General features: G+C 62.8%; 21 protein-coding genes. 9 read left to right on the plus strand and 12 right to left on the minus strand.

Annotation, left to right across the window (positions count from 1 at the left end):
- Nucleotides 1-75: 75 nt before the first annotated feature.
- The 4 genes from ACNFCJ_RS15625 to ACNFCJ_RS15640 form a co-directional block, all read right to left on the minus strand.
- The gene (locus ACNFCJ_RS15625) at nucleotides 76-1,239 is read right to left on the minus strand and encodes a dipeptidase (protein ID WP_416772314.1); all 1,164 of its coding nucleotides are present in this window, start codon (nucleotides 1,237-1,239) and stop codon (nucleotides 76-78) included.
- 62 nt (nucleotides 1,240-1,301) lie between these two features.
- Complete coding sequence (locus tag ACNFCJ_RS15630; protein ID WP_416772315.1) at nucleotides 1,302-2,240, minus strand: GGDEF domain-containing protein; 939 nt, start codon at nucleotides 2,238-2,240, stop codon at nucleotides 1,302-1,304.
- 191 nt (nucleotides 2,241-2,431) lie between these two features.
- Nucleotides 2,432-4,333: an acyl-CoA synthetase gene (locus tag ACNFCJ_RS15635; protein WP_416772317.1), complete on the minus strand. Its 1,902-nt coding sequence runs from the start codon at nucleotides 4,331-4,333 to the stop codon at nucleotides 2,432-2,434.
- 24 nt (nucleotides 4,334-4,357) lie between these two features.
- Nucleotides 4,358-5,017 carry an alpha/beta hydrolase gene (locus tag ACNFCJ_RS15640; protein ID WP_416772318.1) on the minus strand — a complete coding sequence of 220 codons (660 nt, stop codon included), beginning with the start codon at nucleotides 5,015-5,017 and terminating at the stop codon, nucleotides 4,358-4,360.
- 477 nt (nucleotides 5,018-5,494) lie between these two features.
- On the opposite strand from ACNFCJ_RS15640, the gene ACNFCJ_RS15645 reads away from it, so the two are divergent.
- The 4 genes from ACNFCJ_RS15645 to ACNFCJ_RS15660 all read left to right on the plus strand — a co-directional run bounded on the left by ACNFCJ_RS15645 (nucleotide 5,495) and on the right by ACNFCJ_RS15660 (nucleotide 9,830).
- Complete coding sequence (locus tag ACNFCJ_RS15645) at nucleotides 5,495-6,523, plus strand: amino acid ABC transporter substrate-binding protein (RefSeq protein WP_106734564.1); 1,029 nt, start codon at nucleotides 5,495-5,497, stop codon at nucleotides 6,521-6,523.
- A 97-nt stretch (nucleotides 6,524-6,620) separates the two neighbouring features.
- The gene (locus ACNFCJ_RS15650) at nucleotides 6,621-7,805 is read left to right on the plus strand and encodes an amino acid ABC transporter permease (protein WP_416772320.1); all 1,185 of its coding nucleotides are present in this window, start codon (nucleotides 6,621-6,623) and stop codon (nucleotides 7,803-7,805) included.
- A 9-nt stretch (nucleotides 7,806-7,814) separates the two neighbouring features.
- Nucleotides 7,815-8,912, plus strand: coding sequence for an amino acid ABC transporter permease (locus ACNFCJ_RS15655; RefSeq protein ID WP_099526610.1), 1,098 nt, complete (start codon nucleotides 7,815-7,817; stop codon nucleotides 8,910-8,912).
- Between the two features lie 156 nt (nucleotides 8,913-9,068).
- Entirely contained in the window at nucleotides 9,069-9,830 is a 762-nt protein-coding gene (locus ACNFCJ_RS15660) for an amino acid ABC transporter ATP-binding protein (RefSeq protein WP_416772321.1), read from the plus strand.
- A gap of 58 nt (nucleotides 9,831-9,888) precedes the next feature.
- Here ACNFCJ_RS15660 and ACNFCJ_RS15665 read toward each other — a convergent pair whose 3' ends face one another.
- Nucleotides 9,889-10,830, minus strand: a complete 942-nt coding sequence (locus ACNFCJ_RS15665; RefSeq protein ID WP_416772323.1) for a GlxA family transcriptional regulator — start codon at nucleotides 10,828-10,830, stop codon at nucleotides 9,889-9,891.
- Nucleotides 10,831-11,030: 200 nt separating this feature from the next.
- Between ACNFCJ_RS15665 and ACNFCJ_RS15670 the strand changes: the two genes are divergently transcribed.
- The 4 genes from ACNFCJ_RS15670 to ACNFCJ_RS15685 all read left to right on the plus strand — a co-directional run bounded on the left by ACNFCJ_RS15670 (nucleotide 11,031) and on the right by ACNFCJ_RS15685 (nucleotide 13,596).
- On the plus strand, nucleotides 11,031-11,501 hold the full coding sequence (locus ACNFCJ_RS15670; protein ID WP_416772324.1) for a nuclear transport factor 2 family protein: 471 nt from the start codon (nucleotides 11,031-11,033) through the stop codon (nucleotides 11,499-11,501).
- A gap of 99 nt (nucleotides 11,502-11,600) precedes the next feature.
- Nucleotides 11,601-12,320: a phosphatidylcholine synthase gene (gene pcsA / locus ACNFCJ_RS15675; RefSeq protein ID WP_416772325.1), complete on the plus strand. Its 720-nt coding sequence runs from the start codon at nucleotides 11,601-11,603 to the stop codon at nucleotides 12,318-12,320.
- Nucleotides 12,317-12,598: a GIY-YIG nuclease family protein gene (locus tag ACNFCJ_RS15680; RefSeq protein ID WP_099526606.1), complete on the plus strand. Its 282-nt coding sequence runs from the start codon at nucleotides 12,317-12,319 to the stop codon at nucleotides 12,596-12,598. Before pcsA ends, ACNFCJ_RS15680 begins: the two co-directional genes overlap by 4 nt.
- A gap of 62 nt (nucleotides 12,599-12,660) precedes the next feature.
- The gene (locus ACNFCJ_RS15685; protein WP_416772327.1) at nucleotides 12,661-13,596 is read left to right on the plus strand and encodes a glutathione S-transferase family protein; all 936 of its coding nucleotides are present in this window, start codon (nucleotides 12,661-12,663) and stop codon (nucleotides 13,594-13,596) included.
- 142 nt (nucleotides 13,597-13,738) lie between these two features.
- On the opposite strand, the gene eutC is transcribed toward ACNFCJ_RS15685, so the two are convergent.
- The 4 genes from eutC to ACNFCJ_RS15705 all read right to left on the minus strand — a co-directional run bounded on the left by eutC (nucleotide 13,739) and on the right by ACNFCJ_RS15705 (nucleotide 18,986).
- Nucleotides 13,739-14,548 (minus strand): ethanolamine ammonia-lyase subunit EutC, encoded by an 810-nt coding sequence (gene eutC / locus ACNFCJ_RS15690; RefSeq protein WP_416772328.1) that lies wholly within the window; start codon nucleotides 14,546-14,548, stop codon nucleotides 13,739-13,741.
- A 15-nt stretch (nucleotides 14,549-14,563) separates the two neighbouring features.
- A complete protein-coding gene (locus ACNFCJ_RS15695) occupies nucleotides 14,564-15,958 on the minus strand; it encodes an ethanolamine ammonia-lyase subunit EutB (RefSeq protein WP_004424195.1) in 1,395 nt (464 codons plus the stop codon).
- Between the two features lie 85 nt (nucleotides 15,959-16,043).
- Nucleotides 16,044-17,303 (minus strand): ethanolamine utilization protein EutH, encoded by a 1,260-nt coding sequence (gene eutH / locus ACNFCJ_RS15700; RefSeq protein WP_416772329.1) that lies wholly within the window; start codon nucleotides 17,301-17,303, stop codon nucleotides 16,044-16,046.
- Between the two features lie 162 nt (nucleotides 17,304-17,465).
- Nucleotides 17,466-18,986 (minus strand): aldehyde dehydrogenase family protein, encoded by a 1,521-nt coding sequence (locus ACNFCJ_RS15705; RefSeq protein ID WP_416772330.1) that lies wholly within the window; start codon nucleotides 18,984-18,986, stop codon nucleotides 17,466-17,468.
- 324 nt (nucleotides 18,987-19,310) lie between these two features.
- On the opposite strand from ACNFCJ_RS15705, the gene ACNFCJ_RS15710 reads away from it, so the two are divergent.
- Complete coding sequence (locus ACNFCJ_RS15710; protein ID WP_416772331.1) at nucleotides 19,311-20,390, plus strand: AraC family transcriptional regulator; 1,080 nt, start codon at nucleotides 19,311-19,313, stop codon at nucleotides 20,388-20,390.
- 2 nt (nucleotides 20,391-20,392) lie between these two features.
- Here the strand turns inward: ACNFCJ_RS15710 and ACNFCJ_RS15715 are convergent, their stop codons facing one another.
- The 3 genes from ACNFCJ_RS15715 to ACNFCJ_RS15725 all read right to left on the minus strand — a co-directional run bounded on the left by ACNFCJ_RS15715 (nucleotide 20,393) and on the right by ACNFCJ_RS15725 (nucleotide 23,485).
- Nucleotides 20,393-20,713, minus strand: coding sequence for a glutaredoxin family protein (locus tag ACNFCJ_RS15715; RefSeq protein ID WP_106734568.1), 321 nt, complete (start codon nucleotides 20,711-20,713; stop codon nucleotides 20,393-20,395).
- Between the two features lie 165 nt (nucleotides 20,714-20,878).
- Nucleotides 20,879-21,886: a nucleoid-associated protein YejK gene (gene yejK / locus ACNFCJ_RS15720; RefSeq protein WP_416772332.1), complete on the minus strand. Its 1,008-nt coding sequence runs from the start codon at nucleotides 21,884-21,886 to the stop codon at nucleotides 20,879-20,881.
- Nucleotides 21,887-22,159: 273 nt separating this feature from the next.
- Nucleotides 22,160-23,485, minus strand: a complete 1,326-nt coding sequence (locus ACNFCJ_RS15725; protein WP_416772334.1) for a TAXI family TRAP transporter solute-binding subunit — start codon at nucleotides 23,483-23,485, stop codon at nucleotides 22,160-22,162.

Genomic DNA, 23,485 nt, shown 5'->3' on the forward strand with positions numbered 1-23,485 from the left:
GCCAGTGTAATGCAAGACGCGGGCGTGGCGAAGTGCTTCGCTCGCGTCTGTCAAGAGGACCGTGCGCCCAGCACCTCATTTCACCGGCAGGCTGGCCAGCAGCAGGCGCTGTACATTGCCGCCCATGATCGCGGCAATGGCGTCATTGTCGAAGCCGGCGGCTTGCAGTCCTTCGGTGATCTGCGCCAAGCCGGTGACATCGAATGGCGTGTGTACGGTGCCGTTGAAGTCCGAGCCCAGGGCGACATGCTCGACGCCGACCTTGTCCGCCGCGTAGCGGATGGCTTTGACGATGGCGGCGACCGAGGTGTCGCAAACGGCGGTGCTCCAGTAGCCGATGCCGATTACCCCGCCGGTGGCGGCGATGGCCTGCAGGTGCTTATCGCTGAGGTTGCGGGTGCCGGCGCAGGTGCCTTCGACGCCGGTGTGCGAGACCAGCACCGGGCGCTTGGCCATGGCCAGTACGTCGTCGATCAACGGGCGCGAAGCGTGGGCTAGGTCCACCAGCATGGATTTTTCTTCCAGGCGCGTGATGACCTGGCGCCCCAGTGGGGTCAGCCCGCCTTTTTCCAGGCCATGGGCCGAGCCGCCGACTTCATTGTCGAAGAAGTGAGTCAGGCCGGCGATGCGGAAACCCGCGTCATACAGCACGTCGATGTTCTCCAGCTTGCCCTCGATAGGTTGCAGGCCTTCGGTGGCGAGCAGGCCGGCGACGCGGCGCGGGTCCTTTTCCCAGGCATCGACGAAGTTCGCCAGGTCCGCGCGGGTGCGGATCAGCACCAGGCGCCCGTCGCTGCCGGCGCTGGCGTCCTTGAGTTTCTGCGCCTGGTACAGGGCGCGCTGCAGCAGGCTGCTCCAGGTTTCCCGTGGCCAGCGCTGGGCCATGGCCAGCAGGGTGATGTTGTCGCTGTCGGCGGCGTTGCTCTCCATGTTCAGGCCGCGCGGGGTCTTGGTCACGGTGGAGAACACCTGCAGGCCGAGACGCCCTTCGAGCATGCGTGGCAGGTCGGAGTGGCCGTAGTCGTAACGCTTGAGCAGGTCGCGCTCCCAGAGCAGGGCGTCGTCGTGCAGGTCGGCGACGAACAGCCCTTGGTGCAGCTTCTGCGCGCTGGCGCTGGCCGGATAGGGTGGCGGGCTGGCCACGCTATTCATCTGTGCGTCGAGTAACTGGGGCAGGCCCAGAACGGCTAGGGCGGAAAGGGGGACGAGCAGAAGCACAGCGATCAGCAGTTTGCGCATGAGAAGCCATCCAGGCGTGTTGTTATGTGCGCCACTCTAGCAGGGAAGCGCGACGCGCGGGATCAGCCGCTGAGGCAGTTACGCCCCTGTTGCTTGGCCTGGTACAGCGCGGCGTCGGCACGCGCGATCAGGCCCTGCAGGCTGTCCTGATGCTGCATCTGCGCCAGGCCAATGGAGATGGTGACGCCCGGCAGAACGCCGACTGGCGAGTAGAAAGAGGCGATCTGCTCCAGGCTGAGGCGCAGGCGTTCGCCGATACTGCGTGCCGCCTCGGCACAGATGTCCGGCAGGAGAATGACGAACTCCTCGCCTCCGAACCGTATCAGGCTGTCCTTGGGCCGCAACTGGCTGCGCAAGGTGTGCGCCACCATGCACAGGGCGTAGTCCCCTGCAAGGTGACCGTGCTGGTCGTTGTAGGCCTTGAAGTGGTCGACATCGAGCATCAGCAGCGAGATGGGGTCGTCGTTGAAGGCGCAGCGGGTGCTTTCGCGTTCGAACACATGCTCCAGCCAGCGCCGGTTGAAGCAACCGGTGAGGGTGTCGACATTGGCATTCTGCTCGCTGTCGAGAATCTGCCGGTTGCCCTGGCGCACACGCTCACAGAGCAGCTCCAGCAGGTTCTGCATCATCTGCGGTGATTGCTGAAACAGCGCGACCAGCGATTCGCGATGCAGGCGCAGCACCGTGGAGGGGCGCTCGGCCACGACGTAGGCTGAGGGGTGTTCGTTGTCGATGAAACTGATTTCACCAGCGCAGTCGCCGACTTCGAGGGCGCTCACGGCCTGGTTGTCCAGTGACCCGAGATAGACGCGCAACTGGCCCTCGATCAGCAGATAGAGGTACTGGTTGCGATTGAAGGGGGAGAGCAACACTTCGCCGGCTTCCAACTCGCACGCGCGAAACTCCTGCAGCAACTGATCCAGGCTGCTGGTCGCGACATTCTGAAATAGTCGCAGGTGCTGAACTTGCTGCAGGTCTGCCTGCCAGTGCGCCAGTTTCATTGCGATCTCGTCGGGCCTGGCCGGACGAATAGGCCTGAGGGCACCACCAACGCTCCCTGTCGTGTCTACGAATAGCGTTCGACATTATTCCCGGGCTCCAGGCGTGGCAATGTCTGCCAGTGGCTCGGCCGACCAGTGGTTGCACGAAAGTGCAAAGCTGTTAACTGGCGCGCGTCCTTGCGCGCTCTGGATCACGCTGCGAAGTGGATGCGATGGCCCACCGCGTAGCCGGACAGGCGCTCGGCAATGTCGGCAGCCAATGCCTGATCCTGGTTCGGCAGGTGGATGTGGGCCAGTTGACCGGCCTTGTCATCGCTCAGCACTTCGACCCGAACAGCCGGATGCAGCTCATCGACAGCCGCCTGGTAAACCCTGGCGATGGCATCGAAACGCAGCGCTGGTTTGAAGGTCTTGCCCACCGCGGTGAGCGGGATTGCATCGATGATCCAGGCGTCCTTGGGCACCGCGGCGCGCTCGGGAATATGGGCGGCGGCATGTTCCAGCAGCTCGGCTTCGCTGGTCTGCGCGCCCGGCTTGAGCTGCACGTAGACCACCGGCAATTCGCCGGCCTTCTCGTCTGGCTTGCCCACTGCAGCGGCCATGGCCACGGCGGGGTGTTTGTGCAGCGCTTCCTCGATCATCTGCGGGTCGATGTTGTGGCCGCCGCGGATGATCAGATCCTTGCTGCGCCCGGTCAGCCAGATATAGCCGTCAGCATCGACGCGACCAAGGTCGCCGGTGTTGAACCAGTCGCCATCGACCCATATGCCGGCGTTCTTGCTCGCCTGCAGATAGCCCTTGAACACCGTGGCACCGCGGATGCACAGGTTGCCGATTTCGTTGGGCGCGGCTTCGCGCAAATACTGCCCTTGCTCGTCGAGTACCTTGATGCGCACTTCGCAGTAGGGCATGGGCAGGCCGATAGAGCCGGGGCGGCGCTCGCCGGCCGGCGGGTTGGCGCAGCTGCCGCAGGTGCCTTCGGTCAGGCCGTAGCCTTCGAGCAGAGTCAGGCCTGTCTTGGCTTCGAATTGGCGAATCAGCTCCACCGGCATGGGGGCGGCGCCGCACAGGGCGTATTTCAGCGAGGACAGGTCATGACCCTCGCTGGGAATTTGCAGGAGGCCGGCATAAATGGTGGGCACACCGCTGAAGAAACTGACCTTGTGGCGCTCGATGACCTTCCAGAAATTGCCGATCAAGGTGGTGTTGCGATAGCCCTGAGGCGTAGCCAGCAGCACCTCGGCACCGCCGATGAACGCCGTCAGCCCGGTGACGATCACGCCGTTGACGTGGAACAGCGGCAAGCCGCAGAGCGTCACGTCGCCGACACCGAAGCGGGTGACCAGGTTCATGCTGTAGGCCATCGCCACTTCGTTGCCGTGGCTGTGCGGCGCCAGCTTGGGCGTACCAGTGGTGCCGCCGGTGTGGAAGTAGCTGGCGATGTCGTCGGCGGCGATCACGCGACCGCTTTCCAGGTGATCGGCGGGGCAGGCGGCGATGGTTTCATCGAAATCCAGCACGCCCTCCGGCAGCGGGCCGCGCTGGGCCTTGAGCGCGCTGCATTGCGGTTCGGGCAGCAGGTTGGCCATATCCACGCAGAGAATCGCTTTCAGCTCCGGCAACTGATCGCGCAGGGCATCGACTTTGTCCCACAGCTCGGTGCCGGGGAAGGGCGCCAGGGTCACCAGCAGCTCGGAGTTGGACGCGTGGATCAGCTCGGCGATGTGCTCGGGATCGAGTAGCGGGTTGATCGCATTGACGATGCCGGCGGCCTCGCCACCCCAGATGGTGTAGTGGGTCTGCGGCAGGTTGGGCAGTAGGAAGGACACCGCCTTGCCGGGACGCAGGCCCAGGCGGTGGAATGCGTTGGCGGTCTGGGTGATCTTGCCGAGCAACTCGGCATAGTTCAGGCGCAGCGGAGTTTCCTCCCCCGTACCCTGGAGAATGAACGACAGCGCCGGTGCATCGGGGCTGGCCTGCGCTGTGCGGCGAATCAGTTCGAAGGTGCTGCTGGGCAGATCGCGATCACTCAGCGGGGTACTCTCGATCTGTTCGATATCCTGCAGTGTACGAATGAGGGGCGCTGTGCTCATTTATCGTGCATCTCTTCGGTTTGGTCAGGTGGCCAGTAATTGGCCCAACCATTGGGCGATATCGCGAATCTCTTCCGGCAGCACCTCGTGGGCCATCGGATAGTCGCGCCATTGCACCGGCACCCCACAGGCGTGCAGGCGGTCGTACGCGGCACGCCCCATGTCGGGTGTCACCACGTCGTCGAATCTGCCATGCAAACAAAGCACCGGCAGTTGTCTTTTTGTATCCGCCAGCGGCATGTCATCGCTGAAAGTCGGTGCGTAGGTCGAGAGTGCCAGCACCCCGCCGAGGGGCTGTGGATAGCGCATAAAGGCAGTGTGCAGCACCACCGCGCCACCTTGGGAAAAGCCTGCCAGGACGATGCGTTCAGGGGCGATGGCGCTTTCGCGCTCGGCTTCGATCAGGGCGATCACCTGGTCGGCGGACTCTTCCAGTTGTGCCTGGTCGATGGCCCGTGCCGGACTCATGGCGAGGATGTCGTACCAGCTCGGCATGCTCCAGCCGCCGTTGATGGTCACCGGGCGGGTTGGCGCCTGCGGCAGGATGAAGCGTGTGCTGGGCAGGCGTTCCTGCAGCATCTCGGCGACCGGCAGGAAATCGTAGCGGTCAGCCCCCAGCCCATGCAGCCAGATCACGCTGGCATCGGCGGATTGTGGGGGCTGCAAAATCATGGGTGCGGTCATTGGTAGCTCCAGTGTGGTGCGGGCGCCTTAATTTGGGGCGGCACCCTGCTCAAGGCTTGGCTAATCTGTGAATAAGTTGTCGCACGGGTGAAAGTTTTGCCCTTGACCCCCGTATATCCGGCAATTTGCCATGTGCTGGTACGGGGCTTGCTATGGCTCATTTGAACTGACGACGCGGTGCGGTAACGGTAACACTGTGCCACTGCGCACCGCTCAACAGGCAGGAATCTGCTGTGTGGGGTTCCTAATAGACCGTCAGGGCGATCGATCGCTCAGACGGATGACGATCCGTCTCTGGCCCGTTCAACCAATGGGCAGGGTAGGGGCTGTTGGCCAGCAGAGGGTAAAGCCGACTAGACTCCCGCCTGACGTTCGAACTTCTCGTCGATACCGTTGCTGCCAGCGGATCGCGTGCCTCAAAAGGGTGGGGAAGGCGGACGGAGACTCCAACACAACAAGAGCAACTGGAGGTTTTTGATGAAGATGGTGAAATCCACCCTGGCTGTGCTGACCACCGCAGCTGTGCTCGGTGTCAGTGGCTTTGCTCAGGCAGGCGCCACCCTGGATGCAGTGCAGAAGAAAGGCTTCGTGCAGTGCGGTATCAGCGACGGTCTGCCTGGCTTCTCCTACGCCGATGAAAAAGGCAACTACCTGGGTATGGACGTTGACGTCTGCCGCGCTGTTGCCGCCGCGGTATTCGGCGACGCTACCAAAGTGCGTTACAGCCCGCTGACCGCCAAGGAGCGCTTCACTGCGCTGCAGTCCGGCGAAGTCGACATCCTGTCGCGTAACACCACCTGGACCAGCTCGCGCGACGCCGCACTGGGCCTGAACTTCACTGGTACCAACTACTACGACGGCCAGGGCTTTTTGGTGAACAAGAAGCTGGGCGTTTCCAGCGCCAAGGAACTGGACGGGGCTACCGTCTGCATCCAGGCCGGTACCACCACCGAGCTGAACCTCTCCGACTACTTCCGTGCCAACGGCATGAAGTACACCCCCATCACCTACGATACCTCTGACGAGAGCGCCAAGTCGGTCGAAGCCGGCCGTTGCGACGTGCTGACCTCCGACCAGTCGCAGCTGTACGCACAGCGCATCAAGCTGGCCAACCCGGACGACTATGTCGTGCTGCCGGAAGTCATCTCCAAGGAGCCTCTGGGCCCGGTCGTGCGCCAGGGTGACGAAGAGTGGTTCGACATCGTGCGCTGGACCCTGTTCGCCATGGTCAACGCCGAAGAGCTGGGTGTAACCTCGGCCAACGTCGAAGCCACTGCCAAAGACACCAAGAACCCGGACGTAGCACGTCTGCTGGGTACTGAAGGTGAGTTCGGCAAAGACCTCAAGCTGCCGAAAGACTGGGCAGTACAGATCGTCAAGCAAGTCGGTAACTACGGTGAGTCCTTCGACCGTAACGTCGGTGCCGGCAGCGAGCTGAAGATCGAGCGTGGTCTCAACGCCCTGTGGAACAAGGGTGGTCTGCAGTACGCACCGCCGGTGCGTTGACCGTCCACAGCGGCAGGCCTATGGCCTGCCGCTGTCGTTTCCGATTAAGTGAACTCCGGCCGGCTTGCGTGCGGCCGGGGCTTCCATGAGGGTTGTTATGCAAACGACTGCTAATGCCCCGCGCCCGCGAGGATCGCTTCTGAACGATCCGCAGGTGCGCGCTTGGGCTTTCCAGATCATTGCCGTCGTCGCCGTTGTGGCGCTCGGCTGGTTTCTCTTCCAGAACACCCAGGCCAACCTGGAGAAGCGCGGGATCATTTCCGGCTTCGCTTTTCTCAATAACAGCGCCGGTTTCGGTATTGCCCAGCACTTGATCGACTACACGGAAAGCGACAGCTACGCCCGTGTGTTTCTGGTTGGCTTGCTCAATACCCTGCTGGTGTCTTTTATCGGTATCGTGCTGGCCTCCATCCTTGGCTTCCTGCTGGGTGTGGCGCGGCTGTCGCCTAACTGGCTGATCAGCAAGCTGGCCACCGTTTACATCGAGATCTTCCGCAACATTCCGCCGTTGCTGCAGATCCTCTTCTGGTATTTCGCGGTCTTCCTAGCCCTGCCTGGTCCTCGGCAAAGCCTGGACGTGGGTGAAGTTTTCTTCCTCAACAGCCGTGGTCTGTACATGCCGGCGCCGAGTCCTTCGGAGAGCTTCGGTCTGTTCGCCGTGGTGCTGCTAGCGACCATCGTCGGCATCATCGCCCTCGGGCGCTGGGCCAAGAAACGCCGTGAAGCCACCGGCCAGATCTTCCCGCTGCTGTGGACATCGCTGGCGCTGATCGTAGTCATCCCTGGCCTCACCGTGCTGATCGGCGGTAACCCGCTGGTGTGGAGTGTGCCGGAGCTGACCGGTTTCAACTTCCGTGGCGGCTGGGTGATGATCCCCGAGCTGATGGCGCTGACTCTGGCACTGACCATCTACACCGCGGCATTCATCGCCGAGAACGTGCGCTCCGGGATCATGGCGGTCAGCCATGGTCAGACCGAAGCCGCGCGTTCGCTGGGTTTGCGTCCGGGCGTCACTCTGCGTCTGGTGATCATCCCGCAGGCGCTGCGCGTGATCATTCCGCCGCTGACCAGTCAGTACCTCAACCTGGCGAAGAACTCGTCTCTGGCTGCCGGTATCGGCTATCCAGACATGGTGTCGCTGTTCGCCGGCACTGTGCTCAACCAGACCGGCCAGGCCATCGAGGTGATCGCCATCACCATGAGCGTGTATCTGGCGATCAGCATCAGCATTTCCCTGCTGATGAACTGGTACAACAAGCGCATTGCGCTGACTGAGCGGTAAGGAGCAGCCATGCAGACTCATACATTCAAACCGGACCTGCCGCCACCGCGCATGAGCGTCGGTGTGGTGGGCTGGCTCAAGGCCAACCTGTTTTCCAACTGGTTCAACAGCCTGTTGACCGTTTTTGCGCTGTACCTGATCTGGTTGATCGTGCCGCCGCTGCTGCAGTGGGCGATCATCGATGCCAACTGGGTCGGCAGCACTCGCGCCGACTGCACCAAGGAAGGCGCGTGCTGGGTGTTCATCCAACAGCGCTTCGGTCAGTTCATGTACGGCTTCTACCCGACCGAGTTGCGCTGGCGTGTGGATGCCACTCTGTGGCTGGCGATCATCGGCATGGCGCCGCTGTTCGTGCCGCAGATGCCGCGCAAGGCGGTGTACGGTCTGGCTTTCCTGGCGATCTATCCGTTCATCGCCTGGACCCTGCTGCACGGTGGTGTATTCGGCCTGGACGTTGTTTCCACCAGCCGTTGGGGCGGCCTGATGCTGACCCTGGTGATCGCTGCTGTCGGCATCACCGGTGCGTTGCCGCTGGGCATCCTGCTGGCGCTGGGGCGACGCTCCAACCTGCCGGCGATCAAGGTCATCTGCGTCACCTTCATCGAGTTCTGGCGTGGTGTGCCGTTGATCACCGTGTTGTTCATGTCCTCGGTGATGTTGCCGCTGTTCCTGCCCGAAGGCATGCATTTCGACAAGCTGATGCGTGCGCTGATCGGGGTGATCCTGTTCCAGTCCGCCTACATCGCCGAAGTGGTGCGTGGTGGCTTGCAGGCCATTCCCAAGGGCCAGTACGAAGCCGCTGCGGCCATGGGCCTGGGCTACTGGCGGATGATGGGCCTGGTGATCCTGCCGCAGGCGCTGAAGCTGGTGATTCCGGGCATCGTCAACGTCTTCATCGCCCTGTTCAAGGACACCAGCCTGGTGATCATCATCGGCCTGTTCGATCTGCTCAACAGCATCAAGCAGGCGACCACCGACCCGGCATGGCTGGGCATGGCCACCGAGGGCTATGTGTTCGCCGCGCTGATCTTCTGGATTTTCTGTTTCGGCATGTCCCGCTATTCGCTGCATCTCGAGCGAAAACTGGATACCGGCCACAAGCGTTAGGAGCTGATCAGTATTTGCTGTGCGTCGGCCAGGCGGCGTTGAAAACACTCTCGGGATGCTCATGTACAACCGTACATTGCGCTCCCTCGAATGTTTTCGCCTTGCCTGGCTCTAGCTCGCTAAATCCTGAATCGAGCCCCTCAAGAGGAGTGAGTCATGAGTGAAGCAATCAAACAACCCAGCGCCGAGCCGATGATCCTGCTGCAGGGTGTGAACAAGTGGTACGGCCAGTTCCATGTGCTCAAGGACATCAACCTGAGCGTGCAGCAGGGCGAGCGTATCGTCCTGTGCGGGCCGTCCGGTTCGGGCAAGTCCACCACCATTCGTTGCATCAACCGCCTGGAAGAACACCAGCAGGGGCGCATCGTGGTCGATGGCACCGAATTGACCAGCGACCTCAAGCACATCGAGGCGATTCGCCGCGAAGTGGGCATGGTGTTCCAGCACTTCAACCTGTTCCCGCATCTCACCGTGCTGCAGAACTGCACCCTGGCACCGATGTGGGTACGCAAGATGCCCAAGCGCCAGGCCGAGGAAATTGCCATGCATTTCCTCGAGCGCGTACGCATCCCTGAGCAGGCAAACAAGTTTCCGGGCCAGCTCTCTGGCGGTCAGCAGCAGCGTGTGGCGATTGCCCGCGCGCTGTGCATGAAGCCGAAGATCATGTTGTTCGACGAGCCGACCTCGGCCCTCGACCCGGAGATGGTGAAAGAGGTGCTCGACACCATGATCGGTCTGGCCGAAGACGGCATGACCATGCTCTGCGTGACCCACGAGATGGGCTTCGCCCGCACCGTGGCAAACCGCGTGATCTTCATGGACAAGGGCGAGATCGTGGAAGAGGCCGAACCGAACACCTTCTTCACCAACCCGCAGAACGAGCGCACCAAGCTGTTTCTCAGCCAGATCCTGCACTGAGTCGGCATTGCGCCATCGATCAGGGGAGCCTTCGGGCTCCCTTTTTCGTTGTCTGGATTTAACTGTGCCGCATGCGCTTGCGGAAGGCGCCCGGCGTTTCTCCGCACAACTGCTTGAAGCGCTTGGCGAAGGTCGCACGGTCGGTGAACCCGACCTGGCTGGCAACCTGCTCCAGCGACTGCGCCGAGCCGGCCAGCGCCTGCTGTGCCAGGCTGATGCGCAGGCGTTGCAGGTAATCGCCTGGGGTCAGCCCGGTGGCCTGCTTGAAACGGCGCAGCAAGGTACGCGGCGAACAGTGTGCCTGCTGCGCAAGGCGGTTGAGATCGATCACCTCGGCATGGTGCTCGCGCAGCCAGGTCAGCAGGGGGGCAAGGGTTTTGTCTTCGCTGCTGGGCAGCAGTGGCGCAAAACGGGTCTGCGTGCCGCGCTGGCGCTCGATGACCATGGCGCTGGCAACCTGCTGCGCCAGCCATTCACCGGCATGCAGGGCAATCAGGTGCAGGCACAGGTCGAGCCCGGCCTGGGCGCCACCGGAGCAGAACAACGGGCCATCCTCGGTCAACAACAAGTCGCTGCGCAGCTTCACCTGGGGAAAGTGCCGGGCGAAGGCGTCAGCCAGGGCCCAGTGGGTGGTCGCCTGACGACCATCGAGCAGGCCGGCAGCCGCCAGCAGGAAGGCGCTGCTGCACAGGCTGGCCACCTGTTGCTGCTCGCGTCGGGCCAGCCAGGGCAGCAGTTTGGCGTTGCTCTCCAGGGTACGGGTGATGGCGCTACCGGTGGCCGGCACGATCAGCAGATCGGCCAGCTCGGCTAACGGTAGGCCACCATCGACCTGAATCTGCGCGAAATCCAACTGCACTGGCTGGCCATCGAGGCTGAAACGCTGCAGCTGAAAGCGCGCTGTGCCGGCCAGGCGATTGGCCAGGTTGAAGGCATCCTGCGCCATGCTCAGGCTGGAACAGACGGTTTGTGGGCAGACGTACAAGGCAATGCGCAGCATGACGATGGCCTGGAGTGAGGTTGGCGATTATTGACACAAAGTTGTCTTTATAGCCAATCGCCACGTCCCCGCCGGACGAACAGAATGGAGTGAACCATCCTTGCGAACGTGTAGGGTGCGCCGTGCGCACCAGTGAGCGACGCAGTGACAGCGGTGCGCGCGGCGCACCCTACGTAATGAAAAGCCTGCAGGAGCGACTCATGAGCCACCCCAATGCCGATCTGATCCAGCGTTTCTACAGCGCCTTCCAGAAGCTCGATGCCGAGACCATGGCTGGCTGTTACGCCGAAGATGTGCGTTTCTCCGACCCAGTCTTTGTCGACTTGCACGGCGCTGAGGCCGGCGATATGTGGCGCATGCTGTGCAGTCGTGCCGAGGGTTTCTCGTTGACCTTCGATTCGGTGCATGCCGACGATCATGCCGGCAGTGCGCGCTGGGTTGCCAGCTACCGTTTCAGTGCCACCGGTCGTCAGGTGGTCAACCACATCCAGGCGCGCTTCATTTTTCGCGACGGGCTGATCGTCGAGCATCGCGATCACTTCGATCTATGGCGCTGGGCACGTCAGGCGTTAGGTGGCAAAGGGCTTCTGGTGGGTTGGGCGCCACCGGTTCAGGCCGCCATTCGTCGACAGGCGGCACGTGGTCTGGCCCAGTTTCGTGGTACGCGCTGAGGCGGGCGAATGAACGCAGTGGTAGGCTATCCGGTCTTAGCCTTCAATAAAGAGTGCGCACACCGGGTGCCGCACCTCCACTGCCAATCGAGACCTGCCGTGACCGAATTGATCGTTGCCGTAAAACAGGCCAAAGCCTGGGGGGTCCACGCCGTTACCGCCAGCGGCGTGATCCTCGCCCTCCTGGCATTGTTGGCCGTTCTCGACGGCCAACCCAAGCAATGCCTGTTGTGGCTCGGCCTGGCGCTGCTGGTCGATGGGCTGGATGGTTCGCTGGCGCGGCGTTACGACGTCAAGGGTGTGCTGCCGCATTTCGACGGTTCTACTCTCGACCTGGTGATCGACTACCTCACCTACGTATTCATCCCCGCGATCTTCCTCTATCGCTTCATTCCGCTGCCCGATTACACGCCGCTGTTCGCCGTGGGCCTGATTCTGCTGTCCTCGCTGTTCTGCTTCTGCAACCTGAACATGAAGAGCAAGGACAACTACTTCGTCGGCTTCCCGGCGGCGTGGAACGTGGTCGTGCTGTATTTCTACATCCTCGACGTGCACCCCTGGATCACCCTGGCCATGATCGTCCTGCTGGCCAGCCTGACCCTGACCAAGATGAAGTTCCTGCACCCGTTCCGCGTGCGTCAGTTCATGCCGCTGAACATCCTCGTGACCTTCGTCTGGATGCTCTCCAGTGCGTTGCTGATTCTGCAGTACCCGGTCAGTCAGTTCTGGCTGCTGGCGCTCTGGTGGTTGGCTTCAGCCTACTTCGTCGGCATGTGCCTGTGGCGCTCTGCGCGTGAGTGGTTTCCTGCTCGCGGATGAATGCAGCAGTCGAAAAAGCCTGGTTCGTCTATCTGGTGCGCGCCGCCAATGGCGCGCTGTATTGCGGCATCAGCGATGATCCGCAGCGGCGTTTCGCCCAGCACCAGAGTGGCAAGGGCGCTCGCTTCTTCCATACCAGCCCGGCGCTGGCGCTGGCCTATATCGAAGCCTGTGCCGGCAAGGGCGATGCATTGCGCCGTGAAAGGGCGATCAAGCGCCTGAGTAAAAGCGCCAAAGAAGCGCTCATTCTGGCCGTTGATGGTGGCTCATCAGCCTGAGGCGGTTGCGTGCACGTGCCGCGCAGGTAAGCTGAGGACTTTGATCCGACGCGGAGCGCGCCATGCATGAGTTGATCCTTCATCACTATCCGACCTCGCCGTTCGCCGAGAAGGCCCGCCTGATGTTGGGCTTCAAGCAACTGTCCTGGCGTTCGGTGATGATCCCGCCGTTGATGCCCAAGCCCGATCTCACTGCGCTGACTGGTGGCTACCGCAAGACCCCAGTGCTGCAGGTCGGCGCCGACATCTATTGCGATACCGCGCTGATCGCCCGTCGTCTGGAGGCCGAGAAAGCCACTCCGGCGCTATTCCCTGAAGGTCAGGCGTTCAATGTCAGCCTGCTGGCGCAGTGGGCCGACTCGGTGCTGTTCCAGCATGCCGTTGCGCTGGTGTTCCAACCCGAGTCTATGGCGCTGCGCTTCGCCAAGGTCCCGCCGGAGTTCGCCAAGGCCTTTGCTGCGGACCGTGGTGCGCTGTTTTCCGGCGGTACGGCGAGCCGTCTGCCGTTGGAGCAGGCCAAGCATCAATGGCCGGCGCTGATGGGGGCTTTGCAACGCCAGCTGCAAGGCGAGCAGGGCGATTTCCTTTTCGGTGAAGCGTCGCTCGCCGATTTTTCCGTGGCTCACTGTTTGTGGTTCCTGCGCGGCACGCCGGTCACCGCGCCACTGGTCGACGATTACCCGGAAGTCGCCGCCTGGCTCGGCCGTGTGCTCGGCTTTGGCCATGGTTCGTTGAGCGAGATGAGCAGCGAACAGGCGATCACGGTGGCGCGTGAAGCAACCCCGGCAGCGCTGCCGAACGACGATTTCGTCGACCCCAATGGCTTCAAAGCGGGCCAGGCGGTGAGCATCGCTGCGGTGGACTATGGTGTCGACCCGGTGCAGGGCGAGTTGCTGCATGCCGGGCGTGACGAGCTGATTCTGCGTCGCGAGGACGAGCGTGCCGGCATCGTACACGTGCACTTCCCGCGGCTGGGCTTCCGTATCGAAGCGCACTGATAGCGTCCTTAGCTCGCATGCAAGCCGGGGACGACGAGTCAGGGATGCCTGGATTGCGTTCGGGTTACGTGGGTGGTCAGTGCGGGTGGATGATGATCTTTTCGTCCACCACGGCGTGCATCGTAGGCGCTGACCAACCGCCTCAACGCTGATCCGGCAGCAGAAAATTACCCGGCCCGGCGTTGTCCAGCGTCGGCACTTCGGCTTCGTCCTTGAGATCGACGCCCGAGAGCTGGCGGCGGCAGGCCTCGCGCATCAGGTACATCAGGCGGAAGGTGGCCATGCCATAGCTCAGACCCTCCAGGCGCACGTTGGAGATGCAGTTGCGGTAGGCGTCGTTGAGGCCGATCCGCGGCGCGTAGGTGAAATACAGACCCAGGCTGTCCGGCGAACTGAGGCCGGGGCGTTCGCCAATCAGGATCACCGTCATCTTCGCCCCCAGGCGCTGTCCCACTTCATCAGCCACTGCAACCCGGCCCTGCTCCACCAGGGTGACCGGCGCCAGCAACCAACCTTCTGCCTGTACCTGCTCCAGCAAACGGTCGAGAAACGGCAGGCTGTGCTTGTGCACAGCCAGGGATGACAGGCCGTCGGCGATGACGATGGCCAGGTCATAGCCCCGGCCGTGCTCGGCGGCGTAGTCATCGAGCAGGCGTGCGGCATCTTCGTGCAGGCGCCGGCCCAGATCCGGGCGTTGCAGGTAGGTGTGCCGGTCGGCGGCGGCGCTGTGCAGCAACAGCGTGGGTAACTGGCGATCATGCAGCGCTTCGCGCAGGGCGGTGTGGTCGAACGGCAGATGCACGGCGTCACGCGCCTGGGCGTGGGCGAACTGGAAATCCAGTTGCGCAGCGGTCGGCAGGCTGGTGCCGGCGCGGCCCAGGGCGATGCGTGCCGGTGTCAATTGGCGCAGTTGCTGCCAGGGGTTTGCGGTGGCGGGGGACTTTTCGCTCATGACGGCCTCGATTGATCAGGACAACTGCGCCAACGCCTGGCGAAATGCCGGGGGCAGCTCATCGCCCATGCGCAGGCGGCCACCCTGTTGCTGGAAAATCCCCATGCGCGCCAGCCAGGCCTCGAACTCTGGCGCGGCGTGCAGGCCGAGCACCTTGCGGGCGTAAAGCGCATCGTGGAAGGAGGTAGTCTGGTAGTTGAGCATCACGTCATCCGAGCCGGGAATGCCCATGATGAAGTTGATGCCCGCCGTGCCGAGCAGTGTCAGCAGCATGTCCATGTCGTCCTGGTCGGCTTCGGCATGGTTGGTGTAGCAGATGTCGCAGCCCATGGGCACGCCGAGCAGCTTGCCGCAGAAGTGATCTTCCAGCCCGGCGCGGATGATCTGCTTGCCGTTGTACAGGTACTCCGGACCAATGAAGCCGACCACGGTATTGACCAGAAACGGATTGAAGTGGCGGGCCACGGCGTAGGCGCGGGTTTCACAGGTCTGCTGGTCGACGCCGTGGTTGGCGTTGGCCGACAGCGCGCTGCCCTGGCCGGTCTCGAAGTACATCAGGTTGTTGCCGAGGGTGCCGCGCTTGAGGCTCAGGCCGGCTTCGTAGCCTTCCTGCAGCACCTTGAGGCTGACGCCGAAGCTGGCATTGGCCGCCTCGGTGCCGGCGATGGACTGGAACACCAGATCCAGCGGCGCGCCGCGCTCGATGGCAGCGATGGAGCTGGTGACGTGGGTCAGCACGCAGGATTGGGTGGGAATCTCGTAGCGCTGGATCACCGCATCGAGCATCTCCAGCAGGGTGCATACGGCGCTCATGCTGTCGGTGGCCGGGTTGATGCCGATCATGGCATCGCCGTTACCGTAGAGCAGGCCATCGACCACGCTGGCGGCGATGCCGGCCGGATCGTCGGTCGGGTGGTTCGGTTGCAGGCGGGTGGACATGCGCCCGCGCAGCCCCTGGGTGTTGCGAAAGCGGGTGACCACGCGGGTCTTCTGCGCCACCAGGACCAGATCCTGAATGCGCATGATCTTCGACACCGCTGCGACCATCTCCGGCGTCAGCCCAGGGGCCAGCGCCGTGAGGCTGGCTTCGTCGGCGTCGTCGCAGAGCAACCAGTCGCGAAACCCACCCACCGTCAGGTGGCTGACCGGGGCGAAGGCCTGGGCATCATGGGTGTCGATGATCAGGCGGGTGACTTCGTCGCTCTCATAGGGAATCAGCGCCTCCTGCAGAAAGGTCTTCAGCGGCACATTGGCCAGCGTCATCTGCGCGGCGGCGCGCTCGGCATCGCTGCCGGCCGCGACCCCAGCCAGGTAGTCGCCGGAGCGTGCCGGCGTAGCCTTGGCCATCAGTTCGCGCAGGCTGTCGAAGCGCCAGGTCTGGCCGGCCATGCTGTGGGAGTAGCTTGCCATGTATCTGTCCTCAACCAGTCTCTCTCGGTCGCCGTTGGGCAACGCCCGACGTCTGCTTGGCAGGCATCAGGCGTTGCGGCGGTTGTCAGGCCGGGCTGACCTGTGGCTTGCCTGCGACCGGGTACTCATCCTGTTCGATGATGCCGACAGCGCGATCCTGTTGCTCCAGTTCCAGCGCCTTGGGCACTGATAGCCAATAGGCCAGGCCGATGGCGGCAAAACCTGCGATCAGCTTGCCGATCAGCACTGGCAGGATGATGGTGGGCTGGAAGTTGGCCGTAAAGGACAAGTGGTCACCCAGCAGGAAGGCCGCGCAGACGGCGAAGGCGATGTTGATTACCTTGTCCTTCGGTGGCATGAAGCGCACCAGGCGGAACATGGCCAGGATGTTGGCGATGGTCGCGAGCATGCCGGCGCTGCCCACGGCGCTCAGGCCGACCTTGCTGCCCAGGTGTTCCAGCGGGCCGCCGAAGTATTTGCGCAGCAGGTAGACCATGGGGAAGGCGCCCGCCAGCATGATGCCGATGTAGCCGGCGGTTTCCAGGGCGCGGGTCTGGTCTTCGGCGTCCGCGATGATTGGGTCGAAGCCCCAGCCACCAAAGACGATGGTGAACACCCCGGTGAAGTATTCGACGATGGAGAATACCAGCACCAGTTTGATCATCGCGTCTAGGCCACGGCCGAAACCGATGAAGCCCTTGATCATCAGATCCGGCAGAAAACGCAGACCGGCAGCCAGGGCGACGACGAAGACGATGATCGGCAGCAGATTGGCGAAGATGCTGCCCAGGCCCATGGCCAGCTGATAGGTCGCCTCGCCATTGGTGGCGACCACTTCGCGGATCATCGGGTCGCTCGCCACCAGCAAAACGCTGGCAATCAGTACGCCGAGCGGAATGGTCAGGATGCCGGACATGATGCCCAGTGCCATGTATTTGTGGTCACGCTTGTCGAGCATCGCAAGCCCCATGGGGATGGAGAAGACGATGGTGGCACCACCCATGAAGCCGGTGATCAGCGCCATGACCAACGCTTCCTTGCTCGACGCCAGCGCCGATGCCAGGTGATAGCCGCCCATGTCCGAGGCGATGATCATGGTCGCGGCCAGTGCCGGGTCGGCGCCGAGGGCGTTGAAAAACGGCCCGCAGGCCTTCTCGATGAGCACCGTGAGGTACGGGATGGAGGCCATGATACCGGCCGCCGGCACGAAGATGTAGCCGGTGGCGTGGATGCCCTCCATGAACTCCTTGCCCAGACCCTTCTCGCTGTCGTAGATGGCCGCGAAAGCCCCTGCAACGGCGCAGGCCATGATGATGTAGAGAACGTAATTACCTATCTGATCCATTGCTGTGCCCTGACTGTCTTTATTGAGTGACGGTGCAGTATTGGCCCGCTCGAACGCTGCCTTGGCCGAGCCCTCTGCGCAGAGGCAGCAGGGCCGGCTTGCGGACGATCCGAACGGGCGTGAGCCGCGTCTTGTGCATGGCAGACCGTAAACAACGGTGGATTAAAAGAACCCCAGCGGATTGATGTCATAGCTCACCAGCAGGTTCTTGGTCTGCTGGTAGTGGTCGAGCATCATCTTGTGGGTTTCACGCCCGACCCCGGACTTCTTGTAGCCGCCGAAGGCAGCGTGCGCCGGGTACAGGTGGTAGCAGTTGGTCCACACGCGGCCGGCCTTGATCGCACGGCCCATGCGGTAGGCGACGTTCATGTCGCGGCTCCACACGCCGGCGCCGAGGCCGAACTCGGTGTCGTTGGCGATGGCCAGGGCTTCGGCTTCGTCCTTGAAGGTGGTCACGCCGATCACCGGGCCGAAGATCTCTTCCTGGAACACGCGCATCTGGTTGCTGCCCTTGAGCAGGGTCGGCTGGATGTAGTAACCGCTGGCCAGATCGCCGTCGAGTTTCTCCGCTGCGCCACCGGTGAGCACCTGCGCGCCTTCCTGCTGGGCGATCTCCAGGTAGCTCAAGATTTTGTCGAACTGCTGCTGCGAGGCCTGGGCGCCGACCATGGTTTCGGTGTCCAGCGGGTTGCCGCGCTTGATCTGTTTGACCTTCTTCATCACCTCGACCATGAAGGCGTCGTAGATCGACTCCTGCACCAGCGCACGCGACGGGCAGGTGCACACCTCGCCCTGGTTAAAGAAGCCCAGCACCAGGCCTTCGGCAGCCTTCTCGATGAAGGCCGGCTCGGCGTTCATGATGTCGGCGAAGAAGATGTTCGGCGATTTGCCGCCCAGCTCGACAGTGCTCGGGATGATGTTCTCGGCAGCGCACTTCATGATGTGCGAGCCCACAGGGGTGGATCCGGTGAAGGCGATCTTGGCGATGCGCTTGCTGGTGGCCAGCGCTTCACCGGCCTCGCGGCCGAAGCCCTGGACGATGTTGAGCACGCCCGGCGGCAGCAGGTCGCCGATGATTTCCATCAGTAGGGTGATCGACAGCGGCGTCTGCTCGGCCGGCTTGAGTACGATGGCGTTGCCGGCGGCCAGGGCTGGGGCAAGCTTCCAAGCAGCCATCAGCAACGGGAAGTTCCACGGGATGATCTGCCCGACCACGCCCAGCGGTTCGTGAAAGTGGTAGGCCACGGTGCCGTCGTTGATCTCGGCGGTGCTGCCTTCCTGGGCACGGATGCAGCCGGCGAAGTAACGGAAGTGGTCGGCGGCCAGCGGCACGTCGGCGTTCAGCGTCTCACGCACCGGCTTGCCGTTGTCCCAGGTTTCGGCCACGGCGAGCAGTTCGAGGTTGGCTTCGATGCGGTCGGCGATCTTCAGCAGGATGTGCGAGCGTTCCTGCACGCTGGTGCGGCCCCACGCGTCGGCAGCGGCGTGAGCAGCATCGAGAGCCTTGTCGATGTCGGCAGCGTTGGAGCGGGGGAATTCGCCGATTACCGAGCCATCGACCGGGCTGGTGTTACTGAAGTACTGGCCGCTGAGCGGGGCGACGAACTCACCGCCGATGTAGTTGCCATAGCGCGGCTTGAGGGTGACGAGGGCGCCGCTGGTTCCAGGCTTGGCATAAATCATGAGCGTTCTCCGAAACGATGTTGTTGTAGTTGTACGTAGCAGGTGAGCTGACGTTCAGCCTGGGTCGATCATGAGCCGATTTCATGGGCGCAACTTGACTGCACAGGGGGCTTGCTGTCGTGCAAAGTCAACTTTGCAGGCGCCGACGCTGCCTGTGTCGTAATGGGTCAAGTCGTCCGCTGCGTTTTGGTGCGGATGTTTCAAAATGACTCACTCGCCCGGTAAGGCGGGGCACGGAGGTGGCGTTTGAACCGTGGTTTTGCGATGCGACAGTGCAGGCGTATTTCTTGCTTGCCGAAACGCATTGTTACCAAGGAGGCCCCGATGAGTGCATTTCTCTCCCAGGCAGGTGGTTCGTTCGGCGCTTCGCTGTTGTCCGGTGCGCCGGCTAATGCGGGTGTGCTGGCGGCTGCTGCGAGTGGCCTGTGCGGCTTCATCGAAAAGCAGGGCGGTGACCCGGATCGTATCCTCGGGGTCTCCGGCATCGACCCCGAGTGCCTGCGCCATCCGACCCTGAGCCTGGCGCTGCCCAATTACTGCCAGGTGCTGGAAGAAGCCGCGCATCAGTCCGGCTGCGACAACTTCGGTCTGTACTATGGCCAGCAGTTCAAGCCGCAGGCGCTTGGCCTGCTCGGTTATATCGGGCTGTGCTCGGCGACGCTGGAACAGGCGCTGATCAACTTCGTCCGCGCCTTCCCGCTGCACCAGCGCAACAGCCTGATCCGCCTGGTCGACGAGGGCGAGTGCTACCGCTTCGACTATCAGGTACGCCATGGCGCCATTCTCAGCCGCCGCCAGGATGCCGAGTTGACTCTGGGCATGGCCCTCAACCTGGTGCGCCATGTGCTTGGCCCGCAGTGGGCGCCGCGCGCGGTGCACTTCGAACACCCACGGCCGGAGCATTGGCACGAGCACTGTAAGGTGTTCGATGCGCCGGTGTATTTCGAGCAGCCGTGCAATTCCCTGCTGATTCCCAAGCGCGGCCTCGACCGCGCCATGCCGGACAGTGATCCGGTACTGCTGATGGTCATGCAGGACTCGCTGAACCAGATCAGCGCGCTATGCGGGCGTGGTGAGCGGGATATGGTCAATGACGTGCGCGAGCAGATTCGCCAGCGTCTGCTGTACGGCGAGCCGGCGCTGGAAGATGTCGCGGAAATGCTCGGCATGGCCAGTTGGTCGCTGCAGCGGCGCCTGCGTGAGCAGGGGCTGAGCTTCTCGCAACTGGTGGACAACGTGCGTCGCGAACTGGCCAACCGTTACCTGCGCCAGTCGCAGCTACCCATCTCGCACCTGGCGCCATTGCTCGGCTATTCGGAAACCAGCGCCTTCTCGCGCGCCTTCCGCCGCTGGTTCGGCGTCAGCCCACGGCAGTGGCGGCGTGAGGACAGTTCGCTGAGTTGAGGTCAGTAGGCGGCGCGGATGGCGCGCACGTCATAACCGTGAATGACCTGCCCGCGCAGGTCGATCACCGGCACACCGCGGCCGCCAAGCGCTTGGTATTGGGCGCGGCCGGCGGTATCGGTCTCGATATTCACTTCGCGGTAGGCGATGCCGTCCTCGGCGAACAGCTCGCGGGTCTTGGCGCAGTAGCCACACCATTGCGTGGCGTAGAGCACCACTTCACCGCTGGCGTTACGCGCCTGGGGCGGGTCGATCCAGCGCTCGATCTTGTCCCAGTTCTGCCACAGGGCCAGGGCGGCGAGCAGCAACACAATCGTCTTCATGTTTTCGCATCCTTGTGTGATGGCACGTTCCGCTCAGCGTAAACCGAGCCAGGGCACTCCGCCATATGAGGCCGTAGGGTGGGCTTCAGCTCACCAGAACGCGAGGTAGTACGCCTTCTTTGGTGGGCTAAAGCGGATCGCCGCCCGGCCCACCCTACAAATACTTCAATCCTGACGGCGCTTGAGCTGGTCCTTCAATTGGGTCGGCAACTGGCGAATGATCAGCATGTCGCGGCCTTCGTCGTACTCGACCTTGGAGCCCAGCAGGTGCGCCTCGAAGCTGATCGACAGGCCCTCGGCACGGCCGGTGAAACGCTGGAATTGGCTCAGGGTACGTTTGTCCGCCGGAAACTCCGGAGCCATGCCGTAATCCTTGTTGCGGATGTGCTCGTAGAAGGCCTTGGGGCGCTCTTCATCGATCAGTCCGGAAAGTTCTTCCAGGGTGATCGGTTCGCCCATCTTGGCCTGGCCGCTGGCGTAGCCGACCAGGGTTTTGGTTTTCTCGCGCGCCTGCTCTTCGGGCAAATCCTCGCTCTCGACGAAGTCGCTGAAGGCCTTGAGCAGGGTGCGGGTCTCGCCTGGGCCGTCGACGCCTTCCTGGCAGCCGATGAAGTCGCGGAAGTAGTCCGAGACCTTCTTGCCGTTCTTGCCCTTGATGAAGGAGATGTACTGCTTGGACTGCTTGTTGTTCTGCCACTCGCTGATGTTGATGCGCGCGGCCAGGTGCAACTGGCCGAGATCCAGGTGTTTGGCCGGGGTCACGTCCAGCGCGTCGGTCACCGCCACGCCTTCGCTGTGGTGCAGCAGGGCGATGGCCAGGTAGTCGGTCATGCCTTGTTGGTAGTGAGCCAGCAGCACGTGACCGCCAGTGGAGAGATTGGATTCCTCCATCAGCTTTTGCAGGTGCTCGACGGCATGGCGGCTGAAGGCGGTGAAGTCCTGCTCGCCATCGAGATAGGCCTTGAGCCAGCCGCTGAACGGGTAGGCGCCGGATTCTTCGTGGAACAGCCCCCAGGCCTTGCCCTGCTTGGCGTTGTAGCTCTCGTTGAGGTCGGCCAGCAGGTTCTCCATGGCTTGCGACGTGGCCAACTCGCTGTCGCGGGCGTGCAGCACGGCAGGGCTGCCGTCGGGCTTCTTGTCGATCAGGTGGACGATGCAGTGACGGATCGGCATGGCGGTCTCGTGGGCAAATGAAACAAGAGCCGAAGTTTACCCGAAGCAGAAAATGGATTGCGGGGCTGGGTGTGGATCTATCCGTGAAAAGCGTTGAAGACCACACAGCAGATCGCGGCTAGAGCCACTCCCACGGGTATCGCGAACATCCGTGGGAGGGGCTCTAGCCGCGATGCTTCTCTACTGGCGGCGTTGCTGTTGCGGCGTAGATACAAGGGTGGACGACGCTTTTTCCACCCACCGCTTCGGGGCGTCAATGAAGCGTGCTTCGCCTTACGCCTGCCGCCGCCGCTGCAACTCGCGCAAGCGCTCGATCACATAGCGCACATGCATGTGCAGCTCGTACAGCTCATTGGAATACGACAGCGGCACTTCCACCGCTGCCAGTTCGTCTTCCATCTTCTCCAGCCGCTCGATCTCGCTGCCCAGCTCGTCCGGCAGGGAGCCTGCGTGCAGCTTGCGGTCGATCTCGCGCAGGTACTTGTACCAGCGGTAGATGCGCGCGCGAATGCGCCACTGGTAGATCGGGCCGACAGCCTTGAACAGTGGGATCATCACCACGATCAAGGGTATCAGCAGGATGATGTAGCGGTCGGCCAGCGAGGCGATGCGAAACGGCAGGTAGCGCTGCAGGATCGGCAGGCCCTTGTCGTAGTAATGCCCGGCATCCTTGTGCAGCTCGAAGGTGCGAGGCTCGGCACTGGGAAAGGTGCCGGCGGCGTCGAGCAGGGTGCCGCTGCGCATCACTTCACGGCTGGCTTCGAGAAACAGCGGTACCAGGCCAGGGTTGAAGTCGTCGTTGACCACCAGGGTAGCGACCGGAGACAGGGTGACGATATCGCGGTCTGGTGCGTTGCTGGCCAGATCCAGCAGGCCTTCACCGACCTTCACCTGATTGAAGAACGGCAGTCGCGCCTCGTAAGCGGCGGCGCGCCGAAAGTGTGCCAGGGCGATGTCCGGGTTGGCCGCCAGTTGCTGCACCAGTGCGTTCTCTGCCGGACCGACGAAGAACGCTGCATCCAGTTCGCCGGCCATCAGCGCCCGAGCGGCTTTGCCACCGCCGATGCTCTGCCAGCTTTCGGGGTGTTGTTCCGGCTCGATGGCATTGGCGCCGAGAATGGCATCGCTGGCGGCACGGGTGCCGCTGCCTTCACCGCCCAGACCGACGCGCAATGGCAGCAGGTCGGCAATGCGATCCAGCTTCACGTCTCGTCGATAGAACAGCCACAAAGGCTCCTGATAAATCGCCCCCAGACTTTCCAGCTGACGCTGCTCGTCGGGAGCCAGCTGGCGCTCCAGGCCGCTCTGGACCAGGGCGATCTCCACTTGCGGGTCCTTGGCCAGCAGGCGTTGCAGGTTGTCGCGCGAGCCTGAGGTCGGTACCAGGTTCAGTTCAAAACCTTCCTTGGCCAACTCTTCCTTCAGGCGTTCGGCAAACTGCTGGTAGGCGCCCCCTTGGGTGCCGGTGGCCATGCTGGCGCTCATCGGTGGTGGCGGCGCGACGAACTGGAACAGTGCCCAGACCAGGCCTGCCACCACCGGGACGATCCACAGGTTGGCCAGGATCATGATTTTCAGGTCATTGAGTACGCGGAGCAT

It is taken from the genome of Pseudomonas sp. NY15364, assembly GCF_048068235.1.
Taxonomy (GTDB): Bacteria; Pseudomonadota; Gammaproteobacteria; order Pseudomonadales; family Pseudomonadaceae; genus Aquipseudomonas; species Aquipseudomonas mendocina_D.